A 6,163-nucleotide genomic window follows, 5' to 3' on the forward strand; every position below is an offset into this window, starting at 1 on the left:
GGTCGTATACCCCTGAAAGCACCGAGTGGTATGGTAGATGGTCAAACCGACAGCGTGTGGGACGTGCAGTTTACCAGCAGGACGCAGCGTAAGGACGTCATTACTCAGGATTACAATTACCGCACCGCTGATGCCGATCAATATACACAAATTAATACTGACGCCAAAGACGATACCACTTTTGGTACGGATTATCGTTACGGCGAGCACTACAAAAGCAAAGGCGATGATAGCTTAGTTGAAAGTGGGCTATGGTATGCCAAAATTCGCCATGAGGCACACCTTAGTCAAAAACTGATTATTGAGGGGAAATGTAACAACTATCACTTGATGCCGGGTCAACGCATGATTATCGATGGCAGTTCGATTGATGGTCTTGAGGAGGGGATTATCATCCTCTCAACCGCAAGCCAAGGTGAGCGCAGTGAGCCTTATCAATGTCACTTTACGGCTATTCCATATAATGTTTTAAAGCCATATCGACCACAGCCATTACCGTGGCCACAAGTGGCAGGAACATTACCAGCACGGGTCACCAGCCCGGATAATGATATCTACGGGTATATTGACACAATGGGGCGTTACCGGGTTAAATTTGATTTTGACCTGAAAAATTGGAAAAACGGTGAGGAAAGCTTATGGGTACGCCTTGCCAAACCCTATGCCGGTGATACCTATGGTTTTCACTTTCCATTAATCGATGGTATCGGTGTTGCGATTGCGTTCACCGAAGGTAATCCGGATAGGCCGTACATTGCTCACGCACTACATGACAGCACTCATCCTGACCTTGTGGCAATCGCTAACAAACACCGCAATATCATTCGCACGCCCGCCAATAATAAACTTCGGATGGATGATAAACGCGGTCAGGAGCATATTAAACTGGCCACTGAATACGGAAAAACCCAGATCAACTTAGGTCATTTGGTTAATCAAAATAAAGTGCAGCGCGGTGAAGGGTTTGAACTGCGCACCGATGAGTGGGGCGCGATTCGTGCGGGTAAGGGGTTATTAATTAGTGCCGATGAGCAGTATAAAGCACAAGATAGCCAACTCAATATGCAACAAGCGACTGAACAGTTAAATAAAGCCATTAGCTTAGTGTCGTCATTACAGGATGCAGCTAAGCAAGCGCAGGCGGAATTAGCCGATTTAGCGCGGCAAAAAAGCTTGTTAACGGATTCGCTCAATGAATTAAAAGATGCTGCCATTTTACTTTCATCGCCAAAAGGTATTGCTCAGGTAACACCTGACAGTATTCAACTCTCGGCAGGGGAAAATGTGATAGTCAGTAGTCATGGGCAGACGGATTTTAATATTCTTAAGAAGTTCACTCTTGCCGCCGGTGAAGCCATCAGCTTCTTTGCCCAAAAACTGGGGATAAAACTCTTTGCTTCACACGGCAAAGTGGATATTCAGGCACAGAATGACGAGATGTCACTCAGCGCACTGAAAGATGTATTGATAAGCAGTCAACAAGGGCGAACCGTGATATCAGCTAAACAAGAACTGATTTTAACCTGTGGCGGTGCGTATTTGCGTCTGGCTAATGGATCAGTTGAAATTGGTGCTCCGGATAATATTATCAATAAATCAGCGACTTGGCAGAAATTAGACGCAGATAGTTTAAGTCAGATGTCGAATCAACAAAAAAGTGGTCAATATGTATTTCATTCACAACTACGTTGGCAACATGATAATTCGGTGATTAAAAATCAGTTGGTGCGTATTATTCGTGCCGATAACACGGAAATTACCGCAATGACAGATAGTGATGGACGGTTGCCGGCTCAGTTTAGTCAGTTTGTTGAACCGATACAGATTATTATTGATGCTGAAGAATAAAGGCTACCAATGCTGATGATTGAATAACCGATAACAATTTAAATAAGAAGGTGTCATCAATGGGATGGAGTATTCCTGAGTTACCTCAGTTGCAACAGATTAAACGACCGTCTTATCTGTTATGGGCGATAACCGGTGTAGTAATGATGGCTCTGGGGTTAGTATTAACCCTGTTTCTGTATCACAATAACGACGCTGCACAATTTTGGTTATTTGCGATTGGGTTGCCCTTTACGTTGTGGCTGCTAATGCTTACCTGTCGGAGTGTGTATTATGCTTTTTTAAAATCAACCAATGACGAGATAAGTCAACATCAACAAGCTATCACCAGGCAGTGGCAAAATTGGAGTCAGGTACAACTGCCGATTTTTGGTCATTATATTATTTGTGCTGAGCCTGATGGTCTAAAAGCGTTAACGTCTGATAGTGTTAGCATTCCCTTATATCCACAAAAAGTCAGGCCACTGTACAATGCATCAGCCTCAACCAAACCGTATTGGTTTTTGGATGAAGTGATGATGAATTTAGCGCAGCAGTGTGCGGATTATCGTCGGTATCTCACACATATTTATCTACCTAATGAGCTTATCGAAGATGAGGACCTCATAGACGCAATTTTTCAGCGTTGGGATTTAAGGCCACAACCGGTTAAGGATTATGGCGTATTAATGGCTCAAATGTACGAAAATCCGGCGGAAGTTGAATTATCGTTATTGTTAGTATGTCAGTATGATGATGACACATATCACTATCACAGTAAATTTATCAGTGCTTTATTATTAGGGCAAGAAGCTTTGATGAATAAGAGCGGCATGCTGGCAAAAGCGTGGTTAGGTCGCTTAATGTTCACCGGTGAGGCTGAGCTATCCACCGATATCGGGCAGCTTTTTCGTTATAATCAACTCCCACCAAAGAAAGTTAAAGCTATCTGGATATCCGGATTAAATGACAAAACGCGATTAGCTTTAACGATGGCGAGTGGTGAGTTAAATGTAGGCGGGCAGCATGGCGTGACTTTTCACGATATTGACTTAACCTTTGCCAAACCAAGTAAATTAACGCACTACTTTGTGTTAACGATGGCAAGTAGCCGTGTCGGTCAGTCTTTTCGTGAGCAGTTGACGGTGAGTCGCAATCAAGGGGCAATCTATGTACAACTCATTAGCCCGAAAAAATTCGAGTCAGAACAGGACAGGTAGACATAAAATGAATAATAAAAAACCACAACAATCGTTTCAATATAATACCGTACCGACATCAGACAATACCCAAAACACCTTATTTCTTGAAAAAGGGCGGCTGATTGTGCCGATTATTTTTATCCCTGGCGTGATGGGGAGTAATTTGATGGAAAAAACAGGTAAATTGGATTCCAAAATAGTGTGGCGTTTAGATAGTCCTTTATCTGTTCTTGGCTGGGCCTTGCCCCATTATGGTAATGCCAAGGCACGTAAATTAGAGCTTGCTCCTGATAAAACCACAGTTGATGACCGTGGAGAAATCATTGAGGCCTCTGATGATGCCTCTGATAGAAAAGTGGCGCAAATTAAACACCACTACGACACACAGTTACATTTATTAGGCAATGATAAAAGTCGACAAAATGAAGTAAGGCAACTAAAGCGGGAGCGACGGCAAAAAATTGACGAGGCGATCAAAAATACGACTGAAAACCGACTATTTGGTTCAAGGCAAGAGCGAGGATGGGGAACAGTAGGGTTTTACAGTTATGGTAAGTTTCTCAATGAATTGCAGACCAGTCTTTTTGATCAAAGGGGAAGAATTCCAGCGAAAATAAACGAATTGGTCAATAAATCCCCTTTGTTTAGCTTAGATGACGGGGCAAAAACTACTTTATTCTTTGAGGATGATAAGGACATTGAGCATTGTAAACAATTTTATTTTCCGGTGCATGCCATGGGGTATAACTGGCTTAAGTCCAATGAGGACAGTGCCATGGCATTAAAGGAACTGGTAGACGTGACGTTACCGCGGTATTATCAGAAACGCGGAAAGTTTTATGGTAAAGTGATTATAATCACTCACTCGATGGGTGGGCTAGTGTCTCGTTGTTATACGCAGGCGCTGGGTGGTGAGGATAAGGTGCTGGGGGTGATTCATGGCGTGCAGCCAGCAACCGGCGCGGTGGCCGCCTATACCCGTATGAAGCGGGGAACGGAGGTCAATACTGGCTTTTTCGGTAAGCCGAAAGCGGTGATTACCGAGAATGTGTTAGGCAAAGATGCGGCTGAGATGACCACGGTGTGTGCACAGGCACCGGGTCCGCTGCAATTATTACCCACGCCCGAGTACGGAAAGGGCTGGCTAACAATTACTGCTCCTGACGGTAAAGTGGAATCCTATCCAAAGTCGGAGCCTTATCAGGAAATATATCTCGCCAAAGACAAATGGTGGTGCGCTTGTGAGCCGCATCTGATTAACCCCCTCAATAGCGACCATAATGAAGAACAGATGAAGGTTGATTGGAAAGAATATGAAAATATTATCAAGTACAAAGTGAAAACATTTAATTCCGCGATTGCTAATCAATATCACCCAAACACCTATGCCTTTTTTGGCATTGAAAATAAGAAGCCAATAAAGATGTCCGCGTTAACCTATCAAACGGCACAGTGGCAGGGAAAACCTATCTCCAGTCATAAAGTGCCGCCAAAAAACCATATTGGTGACCAGCGCCGGCTCAATCTTAAGGAGCTAAAAGGGCGTCGAACGCTGAAAGATGGTGATATAAGTGAAAAATATACCTTATTACCCGCAGACGGCAATGGTGACGGCACGGTGCCGCAGCATTCGGGAGAAATCCCAATCAAGTATTTAACGGCACGGATGCATTTTTCGGTTGAGCATGAGCCAGCCTATCAAAAAGATAAGAGTCAAGATTTCACCCTGCGAGCAATTATCGATATAGTGAAAAAGGTGCCCCTAGCATGAAAACATTATCATCCTTAAAAAAAAAGGGAGCCGTCACGATCGCTCTCTTCTTAACATTAATCAGTTGTCAGGCATTTAACAAGGATATCCAAAAAATGACTTTATCAGCAAACGAACAGCAGCAAGTTGATGCTTTACTATACAATTCCCCGACACGCTGTGTGGGCACTTATTTAATTGATTTTCCTGCGGCATTTAAAGTCAATAATGAAAGCCTGTTTTATTATAAAGGCACGGGTGATTTTGTGATTACCACCAAAAAACAGTATTTACCGCCGTTTAAACAGATGATCGCCCGGCGTGAGCAGGCGTTAAAAGAGACTAAAACGATGGTCCCGATTGATAGCCCCTATTTAAAAGCAATATATCCGGTACAGACTAATCATCCGGATAAGATGCAAGGGATTATTTTTGAACGGATGGAGAGTCCAGGGACTTCTGATATTCTTCGGGTTTTAGAAGGTTATCGCTGGCAAGATGAAGTGACGTTAAAAGTTGAGATGAAAGCGCGTAATGGTTTAGGGGATCAATATGCCAGCGATAGAGAGAAAGATCCGGAATCTTATACTAATAACGTCCCGCAAAAATTGCAGGAACTGCGCCAACTGTTTGAGCGAATTCAGCCACGCGATGATTTAACTATTCCAACTACGCCGGGCTTTTGTTTGTTTAACAGTTTTATGCAAGGGGAAGATCGAGAATGGAAAGATATGAATTATGGGTATCGGCACGATAGTATTGACTATTTTTCATTCTATTTTGAATTTAATGATTTTGCCGATGACTATGCATTGCTTGATAAGCCGGAAGCTTATTTTACACAAGGTAGCGGACATACTATCTATAAAGGAAGCCGTGAAAGTCATGGTGTAAAATTGGAAGAGTGGGTTGTCAAAGGCAAATATTTTGAAGATCCGCAAGGCGTAAATACTGATGATACAGACTATATATTTACCTTAGGTATTCATATTACCGATCCAAGCTATAAAACGCCCCGATTACGGGTAGAAATGACCTACCGAATTCCCGAAGACGAAACTCAGGGATATACACAAGAGCAGTTGATGGTGATTTGGCGAGAAATCACCAACAGTATTCGAGTGCGTGCGAGTGCTTTTAAAGCGGAGTAAAATTGGCTTATTATTTTTGAGAAAAAGAGCCAAAATCGGCCGCTGCGAGCGATTGTTGATATGATAAAAACGGAGTGTCTGGCATGAACGCATTGAGAAAAAACACGGCAGTTATGGTGACGATCCTATTAATACTAAGCATATTAATTAGTTGCAAGGCATTTAACAAGGATATCCAAAAAATGACTTTATCAGCAAACGAACAGCAGCAAGTTGATGTTTTACTAAACAAT

General features: G+C 42.8%; 4 protein-coding genes. All 4 read left to right on the forward strand.

The genetic code is table 11. From position 1 onward, the window contains the following. On the forward strand, positions 1-1,848 hold a 1,848-nt coding region (locus JMI89_RS11415), incomplete at its 5' end, for a type VI secretion system tip protein VgrG (protein WP_187756454.1). Positions 1,849-1,907: 59 nt separating this feature from the next. Further along, positions 1,908-3,047: a hypothetical protein gene (locus tag JMI89_RS11420; protein ID WP_220680128.1), complete on the forward strand. Its 1,140-nt coding sequence runs from the start codon at positions 1,908-1,910 to the stop codon at positions 3,045-3,047. Positions 3,048-3,054: 7 nt separating this feature from the next. Next, positions 3,055-4,800 carry a triacylglycerol lipase gene (locus JMI89_RS11425; RefSeq protein WP_220680129.1) on the forward strand — a complete coding sequence of 582 codons (1,746 nt, stop codon included), beginning with the start codon at positions 3,055-3,057 and terminating at the stop codon, positions 4,798-4,800. Next, positions 4,797-5,930 (forward strand): T6SS immunity protein Tli4 family protein, encoded by a 1,134-nt coding sequence (locus JMI89_RS11430; protein WP_220680130.1) that lies wholly within the window; start codon positions 4,797-4,799, stop codon positions 5,928-5,930. Before JMI89_RS11425 ends, JMI89_RS11430 begins: the two co-directional genes overlap by 4 nt. The last annotated feature ends 233 nt before the right edge of the window (positions 5,931-6,163 follow it).

The sequence above is a fragment of the Frischella sp. Ac48 genome (assembly GCF_019641635.1).
Lineage (GTDB): Bacteria > Pseudomonadota > Gammaproteobacteria > Enterobacterales > Orbaceae > Frischella > Frischella japonica.

What these genes read in the sequence shown, in the direction of transcription:
- JMI89_RS11420 (WP_220680128.1), top strand. Translation starts at nt 1,908, where the DNA reads ATGGGATGGAGTATTCCTGAGTTACCTCAGTTGCAACAGATTAAACGA.
- JMI89_RS11425 (WP_220680129.1), top strand. Translation starts at nt 3,055, where the DNA reads ATGAATAATAAAAAACCACAACAATCGTTTCAATATAATACCGTACCG.
- JMI89_RS11430 (WP_220680130.1), top strand. Translation starts at nt 4,797, where the DNA reads ATGAAAACATTATCATCCTTAAAAAAAAAGGGAGCCGTCACGATCGCT.